The organism is Nonomuraea thailandensis, assembly GCF_024172165.1.
Lineage (GTDB): Bacteria > Actinomycetota > Actinomycetes > Streptosporangiales > Streptosporangiaceae > Nonomuraea > Nonomuraea thailandensis.
In genome coordinates this window covers 10,668,099-10,692,291 of record NZ_JAMZEB010000002.1, presented here as the reverse complement: position 1 = coordinate 10,692,291, position 24,193 = coordinate 10,668,099, and the positions used below count along the sequence as shown (strand labels likewise).

Annotated in this window: 20 protein-coding genes; 8 read left to right on the top strand and 12 right to left on the bottom strand. The window is 72.2% G+C overall.

The features are described 5' to 3' along the window. Positions 1–98: 98 nt before the first annotated feature. The 3 genes from HD597_RS53650 to HD597_RS53640 all read left to right on the top strand — a co-directional run bounded on the left by HD597_RS53650 (position 99) and on the right by HD597_RS53640 (position 2,562). Entirely contained in the window at positions 99–563 is a 465-nt protein-coding gene (locus HD597_RS53650; RefSeq protein ID WP_253759860.1) for an RrF2 family transcriptional regulator, read from the top strand. A gap of 48 nt (positions 564–611) precedes the next feature. Beyond that, positions 612–1,790 carry an MFS transporter gene (locus HD597_RS53645; protein WP_253755656.1) on the top strand — a complete coding sequence of 393 codons (1,179 nt, stop codon included), beginning with the start codon at positions 612–614 and terminating at the stop codon, positions 1,788–1,790. A gap of 76 nt (positions 1,791–1,866) precedes the next feature. Next, positions 1,867–2,562: an aspartate/glutamate racemase family protein gene (locus tag HD597_RS53640; protein WP_253755654.1), complete on the top strand. Its 696-nt coding sequence runs from the start codon at positions 1,867–1,869 to the stop codon at positions 2,560–2,562. A gap of 1 nt (position 2,563) precedes the next feature. Here HD597_RS53640 and HD597_RS53635 read toward each other — a convergent pair whose 3' ends face one another. Next, entirely contained in the window at positions 2,564–3,937 is a 1,374-nt protein-coding gene (locus HD597_RS53635; protein WP_253755652.1) for a UDP-N-acetylmuramoyl-tripeptide--D-alanyl-D-alanine ligase, read from the bottom strand. Continuing rightward, complete coding sequence (locus tag HD597_RS53630) at positions 3,934–4,890, bottom strand: D-alanine--D-alanine ligase family protein (RefSeq protein ID WP_253755650.1); 957 nt, start codon at positions 4,888–4,890, stop codon at positions 3,934–3,936. Before HD597_RS53630 ends, HD597_RS53635 begins: the two co-directional genes overlap by 4 nt. Positions 4,891–5,005: 115 nt before the next feature. Here HD597_RS53630 and HD597_RS53625 point away from each other — a divergent pair, with 115 nt between their 5' ends. Continuing rightward, complete coding sequence (locus HD597_RS53625; protein WP_253755648.1) at positions 5,006–5,974, top strand: zinc-binding dehydrogenase; 969 nt, start codon at positions 5,006–5,008, stop codon at positions 5,972–5,974. A gap of 117 nt (positions 5,975–6,091) precedes the next feature. Here HD597_RS53625 and HD597_RS53620 read toward each other — a convergent pair whose 3' ends face one another. Next, entirely contained in the window at positions 6,092–6,370 is a 279-nt protein-coding gene (locus tag HD597_RS53620) for a helix-turn-helix domain-containing protein (RefSeq protein ID WP_253755646.1), read from the bottom strand. 192 nt (positions 6,371–6,562) lie between these two features. Here HD597_RS53620 and HD597_RS53615 point away from each other — a divergent pair, with 192 nt between their 5' ends. Continuing rightward, positions 6,563–7,777, top strand: coding sequence for an FxsB family cyclophane-forming radical SAM/SPASM peptide maturase (locus HD597_RS53615; RefSeq protein WP_253755644.1), 1,215 nt, complete (start codon positions 6,563–6,565; stop codon positions 7,775–7,777). Between the two features lie 4 nt (positions 7,778–7,781). Here HD597_RS53615 and fxsT read toward each other — a convergent pair whose 3' ends face one another. Then, entirely contained in the window at positions 7,782–10,244 is a 2,463-nt protein-coding gene (gene fxsT / locus HD597_RS53610; RefSeq protein ID WP_308210891.1) for an FxSxx-COOH system tetratricopeptide repeat protein, read from the bottom strand. Between the two features lie 295 nt (positions 10,245–10,539). On the opposite strand from fxsT, the gene fxsA reads away from it, so the two are divergent. Continuing rightward, positions 10,540–10,731 carry an FxSxx-COOH cyclophane-containing RiPP peptide gene (gene fxsA, locus HD597_RS53605; RefSeq protein WP_253755640.1) on the top strand — a complete coding sequence of 64 codons (192 nt, stop codon included), beginning with the start codon at positions 10,540–10,542 and terminating at the stop codon, positions 10,729–10,731. 200 nt (positions 10,732–10,931) lie between these two features. Beyond that, positions 10,932–12,497: a tetratricopeptide repeat protein gene (locus tag HD597_RS53600; RefSeq protein WP_253755638.1), complete on the top strand. Its 1,566-nt coding sequence runs from the start codon at positions 10,932–10,934 to the stop codon at positions 12,495–12,497. Here HD597_RS53600 and HD597_RS53595 read toward each other — a convergent pair. The 8 genes from HD597_RS53595 to HD597_RS53560 form a co-directional block, all read right to left on the bottom strand. Continuing rightward, entirely contained in the window at positions 12,472–14,334 is a 1,863-nt protein-coding gene (locus HD597_RS53595; protein ID WP_253755636.1) for an MFS transporter, read from the bottom strand. The genes HD597_RS53600 and HD597_RS53595 overlap by 26 nt on opposite strands. Before the next feature lie 287 nt (positions 14,335–14,621). Next, a complete protein-coding gene (locus HD597_RS53590) occupies positions 14,622–15,425 on the bottom strand; it encodes a glycerophosphodiester phosphodiesterase (RefSeq protein WP_253755634.1) in 804 nt (267 codons plus the stop codon). 97 nt (positions 15,426–15,522) lie between these two features. Then, positions 15,523–16,422: a sugar phosphate isomerase/epimerase family protein gene (locus tag HD597_RS53585; protein ID WP_253755632.1), complete on the bottom strand. Its 900-nt coding sequence runs from the start codon at positions 16,420–16,422 to the stop codon at positions 15,523–15,525. Between the two features lie 11 nt (positions 16,423–16,433). Further along, positions 16,434–18,527 carry a PQQ-dependent sugar dehydrogenase gene (locus HD597_RS53580; protein ID WP_253755630.1) on the bottom strand — a complete coding sequence of 698 codons (2,094 nt, stop codon included), beginning with the start codon at positions 18,525–18,527 and terminating at the stop codon, positions 16,434–16,436. A gap of 190 nt (positions 18,528–18,717) precedes the next feature. Next, a complete protein-coding gene (locus HD597_RS53575; RefSeq protein WP_253755628.1) occupies positions 18,718–19,944 on the bottom strand; it encodes a S1C family serine protease in 1,227 nt (408 codons plus the stop codon). Positions 19,945–20,092: 148 nt separating this feature from the next. Continuing rightward, entirely contained in the window at positions 20,093–20,761 is a 669-nt protein-coding gene (locus HD597_RS53570) for a response regulator (protein WP_308210890.1), read from the bottom strand. After that, positions 20,758–21,918 (bottom strand): sensor histidine kinase, encoded by a 1,161-nt coding sequence (locus HD597_RS53565; protein ID WP_253755626.1) that lies wholly within the window; start codon positions 21,916–21,918, stop codon positions 20,758–20,760. The genes HD597_RS53570 and HD597_RS53565 overlap by 4 nt, the downstream gene beginning before the upstream one ends. A gap of 23 nt (positions 21,919–21,941) precedes the next feature. Then, positions 21,942–22,520, bottom strand: a complete 579-nt coding sequence (locus HD597_RS53560; protein WP_253755624.1) for a hypothetical protein — start codon at positions 22,518–22,520, stop codon at positions 21,942–21,944. 162 nt (positions 22,521–22,682) lie between these two features. Here HD597_RS53560 and HD597_RS53555 point away from each other — a divergent pair, with 162 nt between their 5' ends. Then, entirely contained in the window at positions 22,683–23,888 is a 1,206-nt protein-coding gene (locus HD597_RS53555) for a serine hydrolase domain-containing protein (protein WP_253755622.1), read from the top strand. Positions 23,889–24,193: the final 305 nt, after the last annotated feature.

Below are 24,193 nucleotides of genomic sequence, written 5' to 3'. Positions count from 1 at the left end.
CTCGACTACTTACCGTTATGCACCCTAACCCGAGAGTGGTCTCACATCCGTGACGACGCGCGGTCTATTCGGGACGTGTATTATCCCGGTTTGTGCAGATGGGTGAAGGAGTCGAGTGGGGGTTGCACTGCTGCGTGACCCTGGGCTGGCTCAGGGACGAGGGGCCGGTGTCGATCCGCAAACTCGCCGCCTGGTTCGACCTCCCACAGGAGTACCTGAAGAAGCGGCTCCAGGCCCTCACCAGGGCCGGGATCCTCGACTCGGCCCCCGGCGCCAGGGGCGGCTTCTCGCTGGCCAGGCCGCCGGAGCAGATCACGATGATGGACGTGGTGACCGCGCTGGAAGGGGCCGCGGAGGCGTTCCGCTGCGTCGAGATCCGGCAGCGCGGCGCCGGCGCGGAGGGCGGGCGGTTCCGCCGCCCCTGCGGGATCTCCATGGCGATGCGGCGGGCCGAGCTGGCCTGGCGGCGGGAACTGGCCGCGCGGACGATCGCCGATCTCATGGCGGACTCCGCCTCCTCGGGTGAGCGCACCCGTCGCAACTACGCGCGCATGCGCGGCTGACCCGGCCCCTCCCCGCCGTCCGGCGGTCTACTCAGGACAGGAATGAGGATGTCTCGTATCCCGGTCAGGATCCTGGTGCTGGGGCTCGGCACGTTCGCCGTCGGCACCGACGCGTACGTGGTGGCCGGGTTCCTGCCCGCGATGGCCAGGTCGTTAGAGGTCTCCGAGAGCACCGCCGGGCAGTCGGCCACCGTGTTCGCCGTCGCGTACGCGGTGCTCTCACCCGTGCTGGCCACGTTCACGGCGCGGGTGCCGCGCCGGGCCCTGCTGGCCACCGCGCTGGTCGTGCTCGCGCTGGCCAACCTCGGGTCCGCGCTGGCGCCCAGCTACCCGGTGCTGATGGTCACCCGGGTGCTGGCCGCCGCCGGGGCCGCCGCGTTCACCCCGAACGCCGGGGCCGTCGCCGCCTCCATGGCCGCGCCGGGACAACGGGCCCGCGCGCTGGCCGTGGTGGTCGGCGGGCTGACCGTCGCCACCGCGCTGGGCGTGCCGCTGGGCAACCTGGCCGACAGGACGTTGAACTGGCGGGTCGCGCTCGGGCTCGTCGCCGCGCTCTGCGTGATCTGCGCCGCCGGCGTGATCGCCGTCCTGCCCGCCCTGCCCGGCAGCCCGAGCGTCCCCCTGCGCGCCCGGCTCGACGCCCTGCGCCGCCCGGGCGTCGTCGCGGTGCTGCCGCTGACCACGCTCGGCATGATGGCCAGCTACGGCCTGTACGCCTACGCCGTTCCGCTCCTGCACACGCTGGGAGCCACGCCGGCGTCCGAGATGTGGCTGCTCTTCCTGTACGGCGCGGGCGCCTTCGCCGCCAACCTGGTCGCGGGCAGCGCCGCCGACCGGTACGGGCCCGTCCGGGTGCTGGCCGTGGGGTACGCGGCGCTCGCCCTCACCCTGGGCGCCTTCACCCTGGCCACCGGCACGGGGCCGCACCTGCTCCCCATCGCCGCGCTGCTGATGGCGGCCTGGGGCGCGAGCACCTGGTTCCAGACACCGGCGCAACAACTGCGGCTGATCTCCGCCGCCCCCCAGGAGACCGCCGTGGTCGTGGGGCTGAACGGCTCCGCCCTCTACCTCGGCATCGCCCTGGGGACGGCGCTCGGCGGGCTGCTGCTCCCTGTGGGAGCGCCGGTCGCGCTCGGCGTGAGCGCGGCGCTCGCCGCGGTGTGCCTGCTCTACCTGGCCGCCACCCGCCGCGCGGGCGAGCGGGCGACGGCGGGACAGCCGGGCTAGCCCGGGCGGCGGATCAGCGGAAACTGGACACTTTTCGGCCTGCCCAATGGGCAGGCGCCCCCTCTAGCCTGCCGCCATGCGCACTATCGGGCTGATCGGCGGGCTGAGCTGGGAATCGACGATCATCTACTACCAGATCATCAACCAGCGGGTACGCGAACGGCTCGGCGGCAGCCACTCCGCCAACAGCCTGATCTGGTCCGTCGACTACACGACGGTCGAGGACCTCATCTTCGCCGGCCGCTGGGACGAGGTGGGCACGATGCTGGCCGACGCGGGCGGCAGGCTGGAGCGCATGGGCGCCGACCTGCTGCTCATCTGCAGCAACACCTTCAACCGCGTGTGCGACGAGGTGGCGCGCGGCACCGGCGTGCCCGTGCTGCACATCGCCGACGCCGTGGGCGCGGAGGTCGTCTCCAGGGGCTGGCGCAGGGTCGGGCTGCTGGGCACCCGGTTCACCATGGAGGAGCCGTTCCTGCGCGACCGGCTGGCCGCGTACGGCTTCGAGGTGATCGTGCCCGGCCGGGAACGGCGCGAGCTGGTGCATCGGGTGATCTTCGAGGAGCTGGTGCGCGGCGTGCTCCGGCCGTCCTCGAAGGAGGCCTACGTGGAGATCGTCGCCGAGCTGGCGGCCTCCGGGGCCGAGGGCGTGATACTCGGCTGCACCGAGATCGAGCTGCTGATCAGCGACAAGGACACCGCGATCCCGGTGCTGCCGAGCGCCCGGCTGCACGCGGAGGCGGCAGCCGGGCTCGCCCTGGGAGAGCGCTGAGTCAGCGCAGCGCGCGGGCGCAGGCGCCCAGGCCGTACTCGCTGGACGCCTTGACGAACACCACGTCCCCGGGCTCGATCAGCTCCTTGGCCAGCGTGATCGCTCCCGTCACGTCCTCGCTCAGGTGCACGGTGACACCGGGCCCGGACAACCGCGCTTCCCGCGCCATGGCCGGCACGTCCTCCTCGCCCACGGCGATCAGCACGTCGATGCCCAACTCGGCCACGAGCCGCCCCACCTGGGCGTGCCGGGCGCGCGAGGCGTCGGCCTGCTGCCCCATCCCGCCGAGGATCGCGACCGTGCGGCGGCTGCCGGCCAGCGCCTTGAACGCGTGCAGCCCGGCCCGCATCGACTCCGGGTTGGCGTTGTAGGCGTCGTCGACGACCGTCACGCCGTCCGGGCGCTCGCTGATCTCGAACCGCCCCGGCGAGCGCCGGCCGGCCGCGCTCAGCCCGGCGGCGATCCCGTCGGCGGGCAGCCCGAGCGTGACGGCCGCCGCGGCGGCGCCGAGCGCGTTGGCCACCTGGTGCGCGCCGACGAGGCCGAGCCGGACCCTGGCCCGCCCCGACGGCGTGACCAGGTCGAACGCGGCCCTGCCCGCCTCGTCCAGCGCCACCCTCTCGGCTCGTACGGCGGCCCCCGGCGACCGTCCGTACAGCACGATCCGGGCTCTGGTGCGCGGCACCATGCCGACGACGTACGGATCGTCGGCGTTGAGCAGCGCGTACCCGTCCGGCGGAAGGGCCTCGACCAGCTCGCCCTTGGCGGCGGCCACGTCCGCCAGCCCGCCGCCCATGCGCGAGACGTGCGCGGCGCCGACGTTGAGCACCAGGCTCAGGTCGGGCGGGGCGATCCCGGTCAGGTACGTCAGGTCGCCCTTCGTGCCCGCGCCCATCTCCAGCACCAGGTACCGGGTGCCGGCGTCGGCGCGCAGCACGGTGAGCGGCAGCCCGAGCTCGTTGTTGAACGAGCGGTCGGTGGAGATCGTCGGCGCGTGCGGTTCGAGCACCTGGGCGAGCAGGTCCTTGGTCGTGGTCTTGCCCACGGAGCCGGTCAGCGCGATCACGGTCGGATCGAGCCGGCCGAGCACGTGCCGGGCGAGCACGCCGAGCGCCGACTGCACGTCCTCCACCAGGATCGCGGGCACCCCGACGGGGCGGGCGGCCAGCACGGCCACCGCGCCGTCGGCCACCGCGCCGGCCGCGTAGTCGTGGCCGTCCACGCGGGCGCCCGCGGTGGCGGCGAACAGGCCGCCGGGCCGCACCTCGCGCGAGTCGACCGCCGACGGCGCCGTCACCAGCGCGTGCGGATCCGGCACGTCGTGCAGGCCGGCGCCCAGCACCCGGGCGATCTCGGCCAGTGTCATCGGGATCATGAGCCGCTCCTGGCGAGCGCCAGGTCGATGAGGCGGCCCAACAGGTCCGGGTACGGGACCCCGCTGGCCTCCCAGGCCCTGGCGAAGACGGATCGAGGGGTGAAGCCGGGCATGGTGTTGATCTCCAGCACGTACAGGCGGCAGGTCTCCTCCTCGTAGAGGAAGTCCACCCTGGACAGCCCGTACCCGCCCACCGCGCGGAAGGCGCGCAGGGCCAGCTCGCGCACCTCCTCGGCCACCCGGCCGGGCAGCGCCGCGGGAATAGTGGCGATCTCCGAGTGGCTGAGGTATTTGGCCTCGTAGTCGAGCCAGTCGCCGTGGACGTTGAGCTCACCGGTCACCGAGGCCTCGGGGGTGTCATGGTCGCCGAGCACGCCGCAGATCAGCTCGCGTGCCACGACGCCCTGCTCGACGACGACCACCCGGTCGTAGGTCAAGGCCAGCTCGACCCCCGCCCGCAGCTCCTCGACCGAGGTGACGCGGGAGATGCCGATGGATGAGCCCATGTTCGCCGGCTTGACGTACATCGGCCAGCCGAGCGGCTTCACCAGGCTCCACGGGTCGGTCGTGGCGCGCCAGTCGTGCTCGCTGAACCAGACGTGCGGCGTGACGGGGATGTCCTCGGCGAGGAACGCCCGGCGCATCGCGCTCTTGTCCATCGCCACGGCCGAGGCCAGCACGCCGCAGCCCACGTACGGCAGGCCCAGCGTCTCCAGGTGGCCCTGGATGACGCCGTCCTCGCCGTACGGGCCGTGCAGCACGGGGAACACCACGTCCGCGATGCCGCGGCGCAGGTCCAGCGGCCATCTGCCGTGCCGGTCGATGATGACGGGGATCGTGTCGTACCGGTCCTTCGGCAACGTGTCGAGCACCGCCTGCGCCGACTGCAGCGAGACCTCGTGCTCGGGGGACGGCCCGCCCGCCAGCACGGCGACGCGCAGGCGTTCACTCATGATCGATCAGCCTTCCTCACCGGGAGCCAACCCGGTGATTCTGGGCGGTCCGGCTGATCGCTTCCCAGGCCGTTCACTGCCCATTTTCTGCCCGAGAAGCTGAAGGAGTCCAAGGATGCGTGCTGTCTGGTTGAGGGAGTTCGGCGGGCCGGAGGTGCTGCGGGTCGAGCAGACGCCGGATCCCGTGCCGGGTGCGGGACAGGTGCTGATCGAGACCGCGGCGATCGGGATCACGTACGTGGAGACGCAGGTGCGTTCGGGCTCGGCGCCCATGGCGTTGCCGGCGCTGCCGATCATCCCCGGCAACGGCGTGGCGGGCACCGTCGTGGCCGCGGGTCCGGACGTGGACGCCGCGCTGGTCGGCCAGCGGGTGGCCAGCACCACCGGCGGCTCGGGCGGGTATGCCGAGAAGGTGGCGGTCGACGCCGGCCTGCTGGTGCCGATCCCGGACGGGCTCGGCTTCCGCGACGCGGTCGGCCTGCTGAACGACGGGCGCACCGCCCTGGGCATCGCGCGGGCCCTGGCGCCCGCGGCCGGGGAGTGGGTGCTGATCGGGGCCGCCGCGAGCGGCGTCAGCAGCCTGCTGATCCAGCTCGCCAGGCAGGCGGGCGCGCGGGTGATCGCCGCCGCCAGCTCGGGGCCCAAGCTGGACCTCGCCCTGAGCAGGGGCGCCGAGGTTGGCGTGGACTACACCGAGCCCGGCTGGGCCGATCGGGTACGCGAGGCGACCGGCGGCGCGGGCGTGGACGTGTCCGCCGACCCCGCGGGCGGCGCCATCGGGCGGGCGGCGTTCGAGCTGGTCCGGCAGGGCGGGCGGTTCCTGGCGTTCGGGGCGGGGAGCGGGGAGATGACGTCGATCCCGGCGGAGGAGGCGACCGGGCGGGGCGTCACCCTGGTGCCGATGGGCGCGGCCTTCCCGTCGCCGGCGGCCGTTCACGAGCTGTCGGTGCGGGCGCTGGCCGAGGGCGCCGCCGGGCGGCTGCGGCCGGTGATCGGCCAGACGTTCCCGCTGGAGGGGGCCGCCGACGCGCACGCGGCCATCGGCAAGCGGGCCACGCTCGGCAAGACGCTGCTCATCCCCTGAGACACCGGCGTCCCGCCGCCGGGCAGCACCTCACCCACAGCGGGGAAGCGCTCGAGACCCACAGCGGGGAAGCGCTCGAGCCGGGCCGAGGGCGGACCGAGCGAGGCGGGACGCCGCTCATGCCGGCCGGCCTGTCTCCGGACGCGGCGCGGGGCTCGTCCCCGTGCCGGCCGGGACCGGCTCGATGAGCTCCTCCATCGTGCAGTCGAGGATGTCCAGCAGGGCCATCAGCACGCGCAGGTTGAGCCGCACCGGCCGCTCGGCGACCAGCCGGTAGACCTGGCTCTGCGACAGGCGGAAGCCCCGCTCCGCGAGCAGGGGCCGCAGGTCGGTGGTGGCGTACATGCCACGGACGGCCATCATCTTCCGCAGGTGCCAGCGGTAGTCCGGACTCACGGTCTCGTGCTCCCCACGGCACCGGAGCGTCTCACGGCCGGATGGCCGAAGTCATGACCGTTTCCTGCCCGGTCGTTGTCCAGGTGGCGGCTACCAGCCCGGCGTTTGCCGATCTCCGATCCGGGGCATCCCCGTGCCGCCGAGCCCTCAGCCGCCGCTGCGCTCGCATCTCGCCATCAGGAGCTGATCAGCGTGGGAAACAATGCCCGGCGCGAGCTCGAATGGCCGGCCGATCTCGACGTCGGCAACCTGCTGGAGTCGGGGTGGCGGCCGACGCCGTTCCGGCAGTTCATCCTGAAGCTGCACAGCCGCTGCAACCTGGCCTGCGACTACTGCTACGTCTACGAGATGGCCGACCAGGGCTGGCGCGGCCAGCCGCGCCGCATGTCCAAGGCGACGATCGACCGGGTGGCCGCGCGCGTCGCCGAGCACGCCGAGGCGCACGGCATGCGCGCCGTCGAGATCGTCCTGCACGGCGGCGAGCCGCTGCTCGCGGGTGTCGAGCACACCCGCTACGCGGTGAACCGGCTGCGTGCCGAGCTCGGCGACGGCGTCACGGCGACCGTCCGGGTGCAGACCAACGGGGTGCTGCTCAACGAGGCGTTCCTGCGGCTGTTCGCCGAGCTCGACGTGCGGGTGGGCGTCAGCCTGGACGGCGACGAGGAGGGGCACGACCGCCATCGCCGCCGCGCGCAGGGCACCGGCACCTACGCCGAGGTGCGGGCCCGGCTGGAGAACCTGACCTCGCCCGCCTACCGGCACCTGTTCAGCGGCCTGCTGTGCACGCTGGACCTGGCCAGCGATCCGGTCGTCACGTACGAGGCGCTGCTGCGCTTCGGCCCGCCGGTGGTGGACTTCCTGCTGCCGCACGGCAACTGGGACACCCCGCCGCCCGGCTGGTCGAAGGACGGCACGCCGTACGGCGACTGGCTCGTGGCCGTCTTCGACCGCTGGTACCAGGCCCCGGCGCAGGAGACGCAGGTCCGGCTGTTCAGCGAGATCATCCGCCTGCTCCTCGGCCGGCCCTCGCGCAGCGAGGCGATCGGCCTGTCGCCGGTGGCGGTCGTGGTGGTGGAGACGGACGGCAGCATCGAGCAGGTCGACACGCTCAAGTCGGCCTACGACGGGGCCACGGCGACCATGCTGCACGTGCTGCGCGACTCGTTCGACACGGCGCTGTTCCTGCCGTCGGTGGCGGCGCGGCAGATCGGCGAGCAGGCGCTGTCGGCCGGCTGCTCCTCGTGCGCGATCGCCCGCGTCTGCGGCGGCGGCCTCTACCCGCACCGGTACCGCTCCGGCGCGGGCTTCCGCAACCCCTCCGTCTACTGCCGTGACCTGTACCGGCTGATCACGCACGTCCGGCGGCTCGTGGCCGACGACGTGGCGCTCCTGACCGGCCCGGGCTGAGCGGCTAGATCGGCGGCGGGTCGAAGTCGAGGTCGAGGTGGCGGCCTTCGGCCGCCGCCAGCGCGTCGAAGTGCTCGCGCCCGAGCGTCTCCTCGTAGCGCCGCATCGTCTCGTCGAACAGCCGCTTGGCCTCGTCGCCCCGGCCGGCGGCGGCCAGGTCGGTGGCCAGGTTGGCGGCGGCGGCCAGGGAGGCGGGATGGTGCTCGCCCAGGAGCCGGCGCAGCCGCTGCAGCGACTCCTCGCCCAGCCGGCAGGCCCGGTCGAGCTCGCCCAGCGCGGCCAGGTCGCTGGCCAGGTTGACCGCGACGGTGAGCACGTAGTGGTGGTCGCGCCCGAACCTGCTCTCCAGCCCCGCCAGTGCCTGCTCGTTCAGCTCGTACGCCACCGCGGGCTCGCCCCGCACCCGCTCCAGCAGCGCCACGTTGCTGATGCAGCCGTAGTGGTACGGGTGCTCGGAGCTGTAGACCCGGGCGTAGCGGTCGCGGGTGTCCTTGGCGAGCCGGTAGGCGTCCTCCGGCAGGTCGTTGGTGCGCAGGGAGTTGGCCAGGCAGGCGGCGGCCGCCAGCGTGCCCGGGTGGTTGAGGTCGTAGATGCGCACGTATCGGGCGTGCACGTCCCGGGCCAGCTCCAGGCCCTCCTCCCGCTCGCCCGCCCGGAGCAGGGCGATGGCCAGGTCCTTCTGCACGAGGAGCACGCGCGGGTGGTCGGCGTCGAGGTGTTGCCGCCCGTAGCCGAGCGCGTCCCTGCCCACGTCGCACGCCTCGTTGTAGTCGCCGCACTGCCGGACGGAGCGGGCCAGGCTGGCCCACAGGTTGAGGAAGGTGCCGCGGCTCACCTTGCCCTCGTTGGCCTGGGCGGCGCGGTAGGCCTCCTCCAGCAGCACCTGGGAGGCGCGGTAGTCGCTGGTGAGGCCGAAGTCGAGGGCCAGGTTGTTGATCGCGCGCAGCGTCTGCACGTCGTCGGAGCCGAGCACCGCCCGGTGCCGCTCCACCGACTCCTTGTCGTGCTCCCTGGCGTCGATGAACCGGCCGCGCCCGCGCAGGTCGGCGCCGATGCCGTTGAGCAGGATCAGCACCTCGCGGTGGTCGTGGCCGAGCACCTCGCGCATGGTGGCCAGCGTCGTCGTGTTCAGCTCGTAGGCGTCGGCGTAGCGGCCGAACTCGCGCAGCATGTCGCCCTTGACGCGCTGCGCCCGCAGCACGTCGGGGTCCGTGGCGCCGGAGTCGCGGGACCACTGCTGCACGAACGCTTCGGCGTACCTGCTGGCGGTGCGGTAGTCGCCCGACGACGCCAGGGCGCCCAGCATGTTGTGCGCGAACGAGCGCACGTCCGGCCGGGTGCTCTCCGCCACCTCCGCCGGGTCCACGTGGGCGAGCAGCGCCTGGTAGCGCGGCCAGTTCGCGGGGATGTCGGCGCCCGCGGGGGCCGCCTCGACGATGAGGGAGTGCACCTCGGAGCGGATCTCGCCCTGCAGCGCAGCCGGCAGCTCCTCCCTCAGCAGGGCCTGGATCAGCCGGTGCACCTGGAGCGTGCGCTCGTCGGGGTCGATGCGCACCAGCGCGTAGCGCGCCAGCGTCGCGATGGCCTTGCTCAGCCGGATGGGCGTGGCGAGCAGCTCGGCCAGCTCGGGCCGCACCGGGCCCTTGACCGGGCGGAAGGCGTCGCGCGGGATGGGCTCGGGGCCGAAGAACGCGCAGGTGCGCAGCAGGTCCATGGCTTCCGGCAGGTGCTCGCGCAGCTTGGTCACCGACAGCCGCCAGGCCGTCGTCATCGACCAGGGGTACTCCCGGGGTTTGCCCTCCTCCAGCAGGCTGGAGGCGTGCTGCTCGAACAGGCGCAGGTACTCCTGCGCCGACATGCCGGTCTCGACCTGGAGGGCGGCCGCCTGCTCCAGCGCCAGCGGCAGGTCGCCGAGTGCCTCCGCCAGCTTGTCGGCCTCCTCTACCGTGACCGACGGCACGCGCTTGGAGAGGAACTCCATGCTCTCCTTGCGCGGGAAGACGTCCACGGCGATCGTCTCGTAGACGCCGGCCCAGCGGTGGTTGCGCGAGGTGACCAGGACGTCGCCGGGGCCCGGCGGGATCAGCTCGCCGAAGTCCTCCGGCTGGTCGGCGTTGTCGAAGATGAGCAGCCAGCGGCCGTACGGCTCGCCCCTGCGCAGGGCGTCGAGCACGGCGTTGGCGGCGTCCTCGATGCCCGCCGTCGTGGCGTCGGGCACGCCCAGCTTCGGCGCGAGCTGTGCCAGGGTCGCGCGGACCAGGCCGGGCTGGTCGGCGGGGATCCACCAGACGACGTCGTAGCTGTCGCGGAAGCGGTAGGCGTACTCGATGGCCATCTGCGTCTTGCCGACGCCGCCCAGGCCGTGCAGGGTGTGCGGCACGACCGCCGTGACGTTGTCACCGATGCCCGTGTGCAGCCTGTTGAGCAGGGTCTCCCGCCCGGTGAAGTTCTTGTTCCGCGGGGGCACTTTCCACACCGTCGGAAAATCACGTGGTGATCGCTCCGTGGCGGACGGCTCTGAAACCATCACGTGTGCTGCCTCCCGTCCACTCGACCCGATGACGTTTTCGTTCGATGGATTGCGACTGCAAAGGCATGGGGAAGTAATGATGACGAGCACCATCCTAACCGCCCGGACCGGCCCCGCAGCGGTAGAGTCCAGACGAAGACTGAGATCGCCGGATTAATGGCTCCACGAAAGTCCAGATCAATTCAGCGGGGCGGAGCCACACCCGGCGCCTCATGGCCACGAGGGAGCGCTCATGCGACCGCAGCTTTCCGTACGACAGGGCGACCTGGTCGACGTTTCCGCCCTCTCCCCCGTCCACCTGCGCGAACTTGGCGACTCCGCCCTGGGCACGGCACTGCGCGAGCTGCTGGAGCCCGGCCGGGAGCAGGAGGACGTGTACGCGGCATTCGACAACAGCACGCCTCCGGCGCGCGCGGAGAACTGACCGCCGCCTTTCATTTCGGTGGCCCGAAATGGCCGCGCCCGACAAGTGCTCCACAGCGTCGTGCGGTACCTTGGAAATGTGGTGCGGAATGAGACATCATTGCGTTTCGGCCCGGGCGATATTTGATTTCGCACCGTGGCGTGCCGGTGCGATCGCCGGGCGGCGCAATATGTCGGCTCCTCGGTTAGCGAGGTCTCCCCATGGCAGGAATACCCGCGGCACTGCGGCGGCGACGCAGCCCCTTCATCGGCCCGCGGCCGTTCACCGCTCATGACGAGAGCCTCTTCTTCGGACGGTCCGACGAGATCCGGCTGCTGCGCGGGCTGTGGCGGCGCAACCGGCTGACGATCCTCCACTCCGACGCCGCCGCGGGCAAGACCTCGCTGCTGCGCGCGGGGCTCATCCCCAAGCTTCGCGCCGACAACGCCAACGTGCTGCCGCTCGGCCGGGCCACCTCGTGCCGGGTGTGGCCGGTCGCCGCGCTGCCCGGCCACAACCCGTACGTGCTCACTCTGCTGTCGTCCTGGGACCCGGAGGAGTCGCCGGGGCGGCTGGCGGAGCTGTCGATCGGCGAGTTCGTACGCGGCAGGCAGACGCTCGACAGCGACGGGGAGCCGGCCCTGATCTTCGCCGCCGTCGACCAGGCGGAGGCGTTCCTGCGCCGGCAGGAGCCGCGCAAGGGGCACCGCCGCCGGCTGCTGGACGAGCTCTTCGAGGCGCTGGCCCGCCGGCCGAACCTGCGCCTGCTCCTGGCCGTGCGCTCCGACTACCTCGACGACCTGCGCCACGAGGTGAAGGACGCGGGGCGGCCGGAGTGCGCCGAGTACCACCTCAGGCCCCTGACGCCCGAGGCCGCCGCCGACGTCGTGAGCCGCTCCGCCCAGGCCATGCGGCTGCACTTCCCCCCGGCCGAGGTCGAGGAGCTGCTGGAGGAGCTGCGCGCGATCAGGGACGGCAGCGGGCGCGTGAGCCGGCTGACCCGGGCGATCGACCCCCTGCTGCTGCAGGTGGCGGGCGCGCACCTGTGGCGCGATCCCCCCGCCCACGACCACTTCGTCTCCACGCGCCTGCGGGCCGAGGTCGAGCGGGCCCTGGCCGACTGGTGCGGCAGGACGCTCGCCGCCGCCGCGGCCGAGCACGAGCTGCCGCCGCGCGAGTTGGAGTCCTGGCTGCGGCGCGCCCTGCTGCAGCGCGGCAGCGCAGGCCCGGCCCCGCCCGCCGGGATCACCGACGCGTTCCTGCACTCGCTGGAGGACCGCCACCTCATCACGAACGCCCGGCACAGCGCGGGCCCGGACCTGCGCCGGCGGCGTCTGCTCGCCCCGCTGCGCAGGCTCGACGCCGGGCAGTGGCCCGCGCCCCCGCCGGACCCGGCCGCGCTGCTGTGCGCCGCCGGGCGCGCCCGCGACGCGGGCGAGCCGGGCCGGGCCGGGCGGCTGGCCCTGGAGGCCGCCCGCGTCTGCCCGCCGAAGGAGATGCGGGTGCGCGCCGACATCGAGTCGCTGCTCGGCAACCTCTGCTACGAGCAGCGCTCGCTGGACGAGGCCATAGCCCGTTACCTCGCCGCCGCGACCCTGTACGAGGCGCTCAACGACTGCGCCTCCGTGGGCTGGATACTCGCGGCGGTCGGCCGCATCTCGCTCGCGCAGGGCCGGCGGAGCACGGCCATCGAGCACCTGATGGCCGCCGTCAGCAGGATCCCGAACGACCCGGTCGTACGGACCGGCCTCGGCCAGGCGCTCAAAGGAGGCATCGCTGATCAGTGAAACCGCACTGCTCACCCTGATCACCGGCGGCAGCGCCGTGCTGGCCGCGCTGTCCGGCGCCGGTTCCTACGTGATCAGTGAGCGGAACAAGGCCAGGCAGGACCGCGCGGCGGCGGCGGAGGAGCGGGAAGCGCTCCGGCGGGACGCGCTGGTCAAGGAGCTGCTCGCGGCGTTCGCCGACGCGCAGGCGGCGGTGCTGAAGCTGGGGCTCGCCGTACGCATCTCTCTCGACATGCGCGGCAACAGCCTCGCCCGCCTCGGCGGCGAGGACCGGCCCGAGCAGCTTCGCCAGGTACGTGTGGAGTACCTGGCGGCCAGCGTCGCGGTCGCTTGGCTGCGGCCGCTGTGCCCGCCGCGGGTCCACCACAGGATCGAGTCGCTGACCCGGGCAGTCGACGAGGCGTATCTCCAGGCGTGGTCCACCTCGGTGCCCGCGGAGGCTCCTGCGGCGATACAGGCCAGCCTGCAGAGCAGCCTCCATGCGCTGAGCGACGACCTCTTCCACGACGTGGCCGGCGAGTTGCCCGCCCCCCTGCCGGGCCCGGTCGCCCGGCCGCTCCCGGCGGAGCCGGCGCCGGACGGCTGACGGGCGCCGCGGCGCGGAGATCGCCAGCGCCAGCCCGCCGACCACGAAGGCCACCAGGACGACGGCGCGCTCCGTGCCGAGCAGGGCCAGGAGGTAGCCGCCCGCCAGGGCGCCGAGCGGCACGGTGCTGCCGGAGAAGAACCGGATCACGCTGGTGACCCGGCCGAACAGCCGCTTCGGCACGCCCGAGGTCTGGTAGAGGGCCAGCGCGACGTTGATGTGCGCCCCGATGAACCCGATCCCGCCCCACGCGGCGGGCAGCACGGCGGCGACGTACAGGAACGAGCCGTGGTCGGTCACGGTGAGGCACGCGCTCAGCAGCAACCACGCCCAGACGCCCGCGACGATCAGCCGGGCCGGCTTCATCCTGCGCAGCATGCGCGGGGCCGTCAGCGAGCCCAGCACCCCGCCCAGCCCCGAGGCCGCGATGAGCAGGCCGATCATCAGGGGCGACATCTCCCGCTCGTGGGCGAGCAGGACCAGGGTGAGGCCCAGGGTCTGGAAGGCGAAGTTCGCCAGCGCGCAGACGATCATGACGCGGGCCAGGAACTCCTCGTGCCGCAGGAAGGTCAGGCCGCGCCGGAACGCGCGTAGCTGCCGCGCCGGCCGCAGCGGGCGCCTGACCGCGGCCCGCGCGAACCGTTTGTTGCGCATCCTCAGCAGGGTGAGCGCCGACACGACGGAGGTGGCGACGTCCAGCACGAACGGCCAGCAGCGGCCCAGCTCGAACAGCCACCCGCCCAGCGGCCTGCCGAGCAGCCCGGCCACGTGGGTGCGGGCCTCGTTGCCCGCCATGGCCCTGGCCAGCCGCTCGCGGCGCACCAGCCAGGGCACGGCCGTCGTCTCGGCCGTGCTGTAGAGCACCACGCAGATGCCCTGCGCGATGCTGACGAGGGGCAGCAGGTACACGATTCCCCCGTCTTCGCTGACGATCAGGCAGCCGACCATCAGCACGGCCAGCGCCGCGCGGACGAGCATGCTGCCGACCATCACGCGGCGCCGGTCGGAGTAGTCGGCCAGCACGCCGGCGGGCAGGTGCAGCAGGATGCGCGGCAGCGTGCCGGCGGCGGCGACCCATCCGGCGAAGACCGGAGAGCTGGTCAGCGTGAGCGCGAGCAGTGGCGCGGTCACCGTGGAGGCCATGTTTCCCAGCTGCGAGGCGGTGGAGCCGGTCCACAGGAGCCGGAGGTCCCGCCGCTCCGCCACGCCGGGGACATGGCCCGGTTGCGCGCTCTCGGTGCTGTCAGCCACCTCTATCCCTGTTCCCAAGGCGGCGCGCAGGGCACTGCGCGGCTGGCGTGCATGGAGGGACGCGCCTGCGCCGTAGGGCGGGAGCGTTTGCTTCTTGGCTTGATCGCACCGGTCACGCATGGAGATCTGGCCTGGCACGTTCCACGCTTCACCCATGGGACGGCATTTGTTCTGCACGGCTGTCGCGCACGTTGAGGCACGTTACCGTGACCGTCGGCGATACAAGGCCACAACACTGCAAGAACGCCTTTCACAGGTGGACGGCCTACCAGCCTAGGCGGCGGGTGTCACCCTCGGCGTACGACGGCATGGAGGCGGCCGGGCCTGTTGGTCATGATGCCGTCCACGCCGTAGGAAACCAGCCGCCGGATGAGGGCGGACCGGTCGGCCGACCAGGTGTAGACGCGCATGCCCCGCTCGTGCACCTTCTTGACGTACCCCGCGGTGAGCCCGGCGTGCGGAAGGGTGAGGCCGTCGGCGTAGCGGGCCACTTCGGCGAGCTTGCCGGCGGCGGGCCTGCCGAGCAGCGCGATGGGCAGGCCGGGCACCATGTCGCGCAGGACCCGCATCGACGGCCAGCCGAACGCCTGCACCGTCAGCCGCTCCGGGCTCCACGACTCGCGCTCCTCCTGCAGCTCGGCGGCCACGCGGCGGTCGATGTCCGGGCTGCGCGGGGAGTGCTTGATCTCCAGCAGCAGCCCTGTGCCGGTCTCGCGCATCGACTCCAGGGCCCTCTTGAGCGTGGGCACGCCCTCGCCGCGGAAACGCGCGGAGAACCACGAGCCCGCGTCCAGCCGCTCGATCTCCGCGAGCGTGAAGTCGGAGACCCACCACGGCTTCCGCCTGGGAAAGATCTTCTCGACGTTCGTGGTCCTACTCAGGGTCTCGTCGTGCATCAGCACGAGCCGGTGATCCTTGGTCTGCTGGACGTCGAACTCGCACACGTCGGCCCCCTGGGCCCTGGCCACGGCGCACGCCGCGATGGTGTTCTCGGGCGCGTGCGCCGAGCCGCCGCGGTGGGCGATGTTGTCCACCTGCGGCGGCGCGGCGGTGATGAACGCGGTGACGACGACACCGAGCGAGTGGTACATACTTCCCCCCAGGCCCCATATGTCTCAGTGCGGAGGAAAGTTCCCAGAAGACCGATTTCTACCGCGTGTCGGCGGCGTCAGCACGAACTCTTTACGCCTAGAAGCGGAGCTTGCGCAGGTAGCGGTAGCCGACCTGCGACGTCTGCCTCGGCGTCACGTCGGGGGTGTCGTTCTCCACGATGTACTCCCTGACCCGGTGGGCGTCGAAGACCCGGCGGAAGTCGATCGTGCCGGTGCCCAGGTCGGCCATGTCACCGTCCAGGTGCCGGTCCTTGACGTGGTACTGCAGCACCCGCTGCGGCGCCCGCCTGATGACGTCGATCGCGAACTTCACCGGGTCCCTGGCCCCGCGCCCGACGCCGCCGGTGACCGCCCAGTAGATGTCGATCTCCAGGTGGACCAGGCGCGGGTCGAGCTCGGAGGTGAGCACGTCCCACGGGGTCACCCCGCCGCCGAGGTCGGTGGTGAACTCGTGGGCGTGGTTGTGGTAGCCGTAACGCAGCCCGGCCTTGCGGGCGGCCTGCGCCTCGACGTTCATCCGCTCGGCCCAGCCCTTCCACTCGTCCAGGCTGTCCGAGGCCAGGTACGGCACGACCATGTAGGTCTGGCCCAGTGTCAGCGCGTTCTCGATCTTCGTCTGCAGCGCGGCGTCGTCGGGGCTGATGCCGTCGTGGCTGGAGCTGGCCTCGATGCCGAGCCCGTCGAGGAAGTCGCGTAACTGCCGCGCCGTACGGCCGAAGTAGCCCAGCGCCAGCTCGACCTTCGGATATCCGATCCCGGCGAGGTAGGCCAGGGTGCTGTCGTAGTTCTGGGCCAGGTCGTCGCGCACCGTCCAGAGCTGGATGCTGATCTGGCCGGGAGGCACTCGCTCCCTGCCGCCGTGGTGGTGCGGCGGTGAAGCCGCGGCGGCGGGGGACGCGGCGGCCAGGGCGGCGGCGCCCAGCCCGAGGCCCGCCGCGAGCAGGGAGCGCCTGCTGGGGCCGTAGCCGTAACACATGAGGGTGTCTCCTAACTGGTGGGCTCGAGCACGACCTGCGTGCTGGAGGTCAGCGGGGGCAGGCCCCCGGTGCCGGGATCGGTGTAGGTGGCCACGAAGACGCCGGTGAGCTCGTCGGTCTCCGGGTCGTGGCCGCTCGGCACGGTGGTCTGGATGGACCCCGTGCAGCCGCGGGCCGTGGTCTGCGGGTGGCCGTGGTCGTCGTGCCCGAGGATGTAGTCCACGGTGACGTTCGCGCAGTTCACCGGCTGGTCGTCGGTGACGCGCACCTCGAACTCGACCAGGTCGCCGAAGGCGAACGGCTGTCCGGCCACCGGCCGCACCAGCTCGACGGCCGGCGCGGCGTTGCCGACCACGATCCGCACCGAGGTGGCCGCCGACCTGCCGCTGGGATCGGTGACCCGCAGGGTGGCGTGGTAGATGCCGTTCTCCGTGTAGGTGAAGGAGCCGCCCGGGCTGCGGGAGTCCACCCGGCCGTCGGCGTCGAAGTCCCACGCGTAGCGGATCCGGTCGCCGTCGGCGTCGCTGGTGCCGGTGCTGGTGAAGGTGACGGTGAGCGGGGCCAGGCCGCTCGTCGCCGAGGCCTGCGCGGCCGGGATCGGCGTGTGGTTGCCGGTGTTGCCGATGTAGTCGATGCGGGCGAGCTGGGCGTCCGGGTTCTCGCTGAAGAAGCCGTCGCCGTACTCCAGGACGTAGAGCGCGCCGTCGGGGCCGAACTCCAGGTCCATCGGGTTGTCGAAGACGAACGAGGGCAGCACGGGCTCGATCCGCCTGCCGTTGTCGTGGAACGCCTTGACGTAGTCGCGGGTCCACTCGTAGAAGAGCGGGACGCCGTCGTAGTACCGCGGCCAGCCCACGGCCGTGCGGCCGCGCGTGTCGGACGGGTCGAAGTCGTAGGCCGGTCCCGCCATCGGGCCGATGCCGCCGGTGCCCAGCTCGGGGAACTCCTGCGAGGGCCCGTACGAGTACCACACGTCCGGCTGGACGACCGGCGGCAGCCGGCGCAGGCCGGTGTTGCGCGGCGACTCGTTGACGGGCGCGGCGCAGTCGAACGGGGCGCCCGAGGCGCCGGTGGCGAAGTCGTAGTCCACGTACGGCAGCCGCGCCGTCGCGCAGTACGGCCAGCCGTAGTTGCCCGCCCTGCGCACGACCGTCCACTTCCCGTGCCCCGCCGGGCCACGTGCCGGGTCGGCGTCCTGCTGGTCGGGCGAGTAGTCGGCGACGTACAGCTCGCCGGTGCGCCGGTTCAGCTCGATCCTGAACGGGTTGCGCAGGCCCATCGCGTAGATCTCCGGCCTGGTGCCCGCCGTGCCCGGCCTGAAGAGGTTGCCTCTGGGGATCGTGTACGAGCCGTTCTCGCGCACGCTGATGCGCAGGATCTTGCCGCGCAGGTCGTTGGTGTTCCCGGCGCTGCGCTGGGCGTCGAAGGCGGGGTTCCGGTCGGCCCGCTCGTCGATCGGCGTGAAGCCGTCGGACTGGAACGGGTTCGTGTCGTCGCCGGTGGACAGGTAGAGGTTGCCCGCGGCGTCGAAGACGATGTCGCCGCCGACGTGGCAGCAGATGCCCCGGTCCACCGGGACGTCGAGGATGCGCTGCTCGCTGCGCAGGTCGATGGTCGTGCCGCCCCAGCGGAAGCGGGACAGCCTGATCAGGCCCTTGAAGGGCGTGAAGTCGGCCGGCGTCCCGGCGAACGGGGCGTCGCCCTCGTTGACGTCCGGAGTCGCGGGGTCGTCGACCGGGGTGTTCAGCGGGGGCGAGTAGTAGAGGTAGACCCAGTCGTCCTTCTTGGAGCCCTTGCCGAAGCCGGGGCTGAGGGCGACGCTCTGCAGGCCCTCCTCGTCGTGCTCGTAGACGTCGAGGTCGGCGGCCAGCGTGTTGAGCCCGGTCTTCGGGTCGTGCAGCCAGACCTCGCCCTTCCTGGTCGTGTGCAGCACCCTGGAGTCGGGTAACACCGCCAGGTCCATGGGCTCGCCCGGGTTGTCGTTGAGCGTCACCTTCTGGAACTGGGAGTCGGGCGGCGGCGCCGCCACGCCTGCCTGTGCGGCGGCGGCCGGCATGAGAATCGCCGCAGCACTCAGGACGGCCATCACGGTTCTCGCGCTCATGCCTCTCTCCTTCGGTCTACTCGGGGGGATAAGAGAGGGCAAATTAACGTGAATGTAACCCGAGTTACGCCGATCGAGGAGGGCCTAATCGCCACTGATCCGCGCATCTCCCGCATCGGATCGCACTAAGTGCGCAAACAAAGATCGCCCCCACCCGCGCGGTGGAGGCGATCTCGGAGGAACGCGCCGGCTACGGCTGCTGCTTCTGCTCCTGCATGGTGACGGTGACGGTGTTCTCCTCGCCGTCACGCTGGTAGGTGATGACGACCTGCTGGCCGACCTTGAACCCGCGCACCTGGCCGACGACCGTGTCACCGCCCTGGACCGGCGTCTGGCCGATCCTGGTGATCAGGTCCCCCTGCCGCAGCCCGGCCTTCTCGGCGGGGCTGCCCGCGGTCACCTGCCGGACGAGCGCGCCGGCCACGTCGCCGCTGGCGTCGGTGACGCTCACGCCCAGGAACGCGTGGCTCACCGTGCCCTTGCTGATGAGCTGCTCGGAGACGTGCTTGGCGGTGTTAACGGGGATCGCGAAGCCGAGGTTGACGCCGTCGGCGGCGACCGCGCTGTTGATGCCGACCAGCTCGCCCGCCGCGTTCACCAGGGCGCCGCCGGAGTTGCCCGGGTTGATCGCCGCGTCGGTCTGGATCATGCCGCCGAGCGTGGTCGTCTCCTGCTGCCGCTGCTGCTCCTGCCCGCCCCAGCCCGGCGGGAGCTGCTGGTCGGGCTGGCCGCTCCCGGAGGTCACGGTACGGTCCAGCGCGCTGATGATGCCCGAGGTGACCGTGCCGTCCAGGCCCAGCGGGCTGCCGATGGCCAGCACGTCGTCGCCCACCTTGAGCTGGTCGCTGTCGCCGAGCGCCACCTTGGCCAGCCCCGACACGCCCTCGGCCTTGATCACGGCCAGGTCGGTGGCCGGGTCGGTGCCGACCACGGTCGCCTTGGCCGTCTTGCCGTCGTTGAACTTGACCGTCAGCCCGCCGTTCTGCCCCGAGACGACGTGGTTGTTGGTCAGGATGTATCCGTCCTGCGACAGCACCACACCTGAGCCCTCACCCGTCTGGCCCTGGATCATCACCACGGACGGCTGCACCTTCTCCGCGACCTGCGCCACCGTGTACTGGTCGGCCGCGGTGCGGAACACCGGGCTCGGATTGCTCGCGGTGGTGGTCACCACGGGCTGCGGGTTCGCCCCCGCCAGGTACGCGCCCATGGCCCCGCCACCCAGCGCCGCCGCCGACAGCGCGGCCACGGCGGCCACCGCCAGCCCGGCGATCGCCTTGCGGGTCAGCATGAACCCGGCGCGCCTCGGCGGCGGAGGGGGCGGCATCACCGGGTTCGGCCGGGTGAACCCTCCGGCGGCGGGCGGGGTGTCGCCGAACTGGCTCCAACCGCCGGTGCGAGGCTCGTTCGCGTCCATGTCATCTCCTAGAGTGCCGATGACACAAGAGTGAGCCATGGGGCGTAAACGCCGACTAAGCCGGGATTGCCCGGTTAGGCTCCTCCGCTGATCTCCGCCTTATCGGTGCTGGCAGCGGTGATCAGCGCGCCGGGAAAATCGCAAAAAATCAGTGAGTGTCGCCCGGCACGACGAGCCCCGTCTCGTACGCCGCGATCACCGCCTGCACCCGGTCGCGCAGCCCCAGCTTGGTCAGCACGTTGCTGACGTGCGTCTTCACCGTGTGCTCGCTGACCACCATCTCCCGCGCGATCTCCGCGTTGGACAGCCCCCTGGCCATCATGCGCAGCGTCTCCTGCTCCCGCCCGGTCAGCGCCGACAGCCGCTCCGACGGCGGCGCGACGGCGCGCGGGGCGGCCCGGGAGGTGAAGTCGGCGATGAGCCTCGTGGTGACCGAAGGGGAGAGCAGCGACTCGCCGGCCGCGACCACCCGTACGGCGTGCACCAGGTCGTCGCGCCTGACGTCCTTGAGCAGGAACCCGCTGGCCCCCGCCCGCAGCGCGTCGTAGACGTAGTCGTCCAGGTCGAACGTGGTGAGCATGAGGACCCGGCAGTCGCCGTCCGCGCAGACGGCGCGGGCGGCCTCGATGCCGTCCATGACCGGCATGCGGATGTCGAGCAGGAGCAGGTCGGGCCGGTGTTCGCGGACGGCGGCGATCGCCTGGGCCCCGTCGCCCGCCTCGGCGACGACCTCGATGTCCGGCTGGGCGTCGAGGATCATGCTGAACCCCGCGCGGACGAGCTCCTGGTCGTCCGCCACCACGACGCGGATGCTCACGACGCCGCCAGCGGGAGCCGGACGAGCACCTGGAACCCGGGCCCGCCGGCGCGCGGGCCGAGCTCGGCGGTGCCGCCGCACGCGGCGGCACGCTCGCGGATGCCGATCAGGCCGTTGCCGCCCGAGGGGAGCCTCGGGTCCCGGCCATGGCCGTCGTCCGTGATGTCGATCATGAGTGCGTGGTCCTGCCAGGTGAGGTCGATGCCGGCGCGGGTGGCGGCCGCGTGCTTGACGATGTTGGTGAGGGCTTCCTGGGTGATGCGGTACGCGGCCACCTCGGTGTCGGGCGACAGCGGCCGGGGCGAGCCCGTGGTGGAGTATGTCACGTGCAGTCCGGTTCCCCGGATCTGGTCGGCGAGGGCGGGCAGCCCGTCGATGGTGGGCTGGGGGCCGCGCGGGCCCTCGTCCTCCTTGAGCACGTTCAGCAGGCGTCGGAGCTGGTCCATGGCGTCGCGCCCGGCGCCGGCGATGGCGTCGAAGGCGGCCACGGCCCTGGCCGGGTTCGAGGTGACCGCCACCGGGCCTGCCTCGGCCTGGACGACCATGACGCTGACCGCGTGGGCGAGGATGTCGTGCATGTCGCGGGCGATCCTGGCCCGCTCCCGCTCGGCGGCGCGCTCGGCCTCGATCTCGCGCTCCCGGGCGAGTTGCACGGCCCGCTCCTCCAGCGCGGCGGCGTGGGCACGGGAGGCGGCGGCCGCGCGGCCGATGGCGTACGCGGCGACGAACTGCACGGTGCCGCGCACCCCCGACTCGGCCGAGCCGACGATGAGCAGGCCGCCCCCGAGCGTGACGGCGAACGCGATCCACCGCTTCCACCTGCTGGAGTAGGCGGCCAGCGTGTAGAGGGCCACCAGCCCCGTGTACCAGATGGGCTGGGAGGCCACCTCGTCCACGAGGTCGTAGAAGCCCGTGGGGACGCAGACGGCCAGCAGCACGATCACCGGCGCGCGGCGCCGCCAGATCAGCGGCACGGCGGAGACGACCACCACCGCGTAACCCCACCAGTGCCAGGGCCCGCCGTGCGGGTTGTCACGGGACAGGAACGGCCAGAGCTGCACGGCCAGCACCAGCGCCGCGAGCGCGCCGTCCACCAGGATCGTGGGCAGACCGCCGTACCAGCGGCGGAACCGCGCGACCAACCGTGACTCGGACATAAGCCCCAATTGTGCCCTCCGTCTCACGCGACGGCGACCGCGTGGCGGGCGGGCTCCCGGCGCGCGAGCGGCACGAACGAGATCAGCAGGCACAGGGCGCCGAGCGGGATGAGGTCCTTGTCCATGAACGGCAGGGCGAGGTCGAGCAGCACCAGCACGGGCATCCACGCCTTGACCCGGCGCATGACCGCGAGCTGCAGGACGAGGCCGAGCTGGGCCAGGTAGAACAGGAACGGGCCGCCGTCGTAGACGATCGGCGACACCCCCGGCACGCTCTGCACCTGGTCGAAGAGCACGCCCATCCCGTCGTGGTCGGCGGCCATGAACCCGACCACGATGTCGATCCCGAACTGGGCGAGCAGGGTCACGATGCCGGCGGTCCCGGCCACCGCGGTCACGGTGGACAACGTGTCGCGTCCCGCCATGGCGCGCAGCCGCCAGAAGATCTGCGCGAACAGGACAAGGGCCGCCATGAACGCGAGATGCCCGGCGGTCCAGGCGAGGCCGGGGCCACGACTGCCGTCGAACCCGTCGATGATGCGGATCACCCCGTAGGCGAAGGTGAGCAGGGGAGCGGCGATGAAGGCGATGCGGGAGTTCATGGCGGAAATCCTCGGCCCGGGGAGGGGTGCCGGGCATCGCCGGTGCGAGGGATTCGGGGGCTCCCTCGCGGGAGGGAGAGGAAATGGGTCGCGTCGGCGATCCGCGGTGAGGGTGCCGCTCAGCAGGATGGGCGTCGTTCCAGCAGCCCTGAGGAGATCACCTTGTTGAAGACCGCAGCCGCCTGCCTCGCCCTGGCCACCGTCCTCGTGGCGGCGCCCGCCCAGGCGGCCACGCCCACCCCTCGCCCCTGCCCGGCTCCCACCGTCGTCGAGCCGGACCCTGACGCCGTGATCCCGCCGGTCAACGAGGCGGCGCTCGGCCGGGCCATCGGTGACCTGCCCGCGGCCGACGCCACCGCGGCCGTGGTCCGCGTGGGCGGCACGAAGGGCTCGTGGAGGGGCGTGAGCGGCGTGGCCGACCTGAAGACGCGGCGCCCGGCCGCGGAGCACGTGCGCTTCCGCGCCGGCAGCGTGACGAAGATGTTCACCACCGCGGTCGTGCTGCAACTCGTCGCCGAGGGCCGGCTCTCCCTGGACGACGCCGTCCAGGACCATCTGCCCGGCCTGCTGCCCGCCTCCTACCCGCGCATCCAGGTGGGCCAGCTGCTGAACCACACCAGCGGCCTGCCCGCGCCCGGCCTGCCCGACGACCTCGAATACGTCTACGAGACCAGGTTCAAGCGGTGGACCCCGCGGGAGTACGTGGCCCAGGCCGTGCGCGACCCGATCGAGTTCACCCCGGGCACCAGGCAGCACTACCTGAACATCAACACGTTCGTGGCCGGCCTGCTGATCGAGCAGGTCACGGGCAGGACGTACGAGCACGAGGTGACGAGCCGCATCCTGCGCCCGGTCGGCATGCGCGACAGCTACCTGCCCGGCGCCTCGACCACCCTCAGGGGCCCGCACCACCGGGGCTACCAGAGCGTGCCCGCGGGCTTCGAGAACGCCATCGGCTACGGCGACGGGTACGTGGTGGACATGACCAGGACGAGCGTCACCTCGACCTGGGCCTCGGGCGACCTGATCTCGACGGCCGCGGACCTGGAGAAGTTCGTCAAGGCGCTGTTCTCCGGCGAGGTCGTGCCGCCGGCCCGGCTCGAGCCCATGTTCACCGTCCCGGACGTGACGATGTTCGACGAGTGCGGCAACCAGCCCGCGACCTACACCTCCGGCATGAGCAGGATGGTGCTGCCGGGCGGGATCGTGGGGTACGGCAAGACGGGGTCCCGCTACGGCTACGCCAGCGGGGTGGGCGCCACCCGGGACCTGTCGAGGACCCTGGTCTACTCGGTCAACTCCACCGACGCCAAGGCCTCCGGCCAGAACGGGCGCACGCTCGGCATCGTGGTGGCGTCCTTCTCCTGATGGGCGACCGTGAGATGTGAGGGCCGTCGGAACACACCCTCACATCTCGGACGGCGCGCGCTCAGCGGCGCCGGCGCCGACGCCTGCGGGCGCGGCCACCGCCGGCGCCTTCGCTCTGGCCCGGATACGTGGGCTCCGGTCCCGGAATTCTGAAGAAAGAGAAGAAACCCAGATATCGCTGCATCGCGGCCATGATGTCCCCCTTTATGGACTCGGGTCGCGCGCCGGACGGCTGCGCGCCCGGCGCAGCCGGGCTGACCCGCAACCCTACCCGCCGAGCAGCCGCGAAACCCTCTGACCTGGGG